The following is a 379-nucleotide window of genomic DNA, read 5'->3' as shown; positions in this document are numbered from 1 at the left end:
CCCCACCCTCCTTACACCCTTTTTTCATCAAAATTCCCTTCAACCTCCTTTTGGAAATCTCCGTTTCCTTCCGAACTCCTCAATCCTCCCCATTTGCTAATTCTCTCATTTTCTAATTTACTAATTAATCTGCCCGTGTGGCTCACACTGCCTGTGCGGCTCGCACCTGTCTTGCTACAGTTGCTTATCTCATTTTTTCATCGTAACTTTGCATCGTTGAAACAAATCACATTCCATTTATAAACAATATCCGAGTCAAACTCGTGTAATCTGTGTGTAGTCTGCGAGCTGGCATAGCAGAATATGTGTCTAAAGGCAACTTGTTGCCCATTTGTTTGATTTGTAAATATTTGTAAGATTTCTGTAGCGTAAGCTACAC

The sequence above is a fragment of the Capnocytophaga sp. oral taxon 324 str. F0483 genome, assembly GCF_000318315.2.
GTDB lineage: Bacteria > Bacteroidota > Bacteroidia > Flavobacteriales > Flavobacteriaceae > Capnocytophaga > Capnocytophaga ochracea.
The sequence above is the reverse complement of the archived record's forward strand: the minus strand, read 5'-3'. Positions refer to the sequence as shown.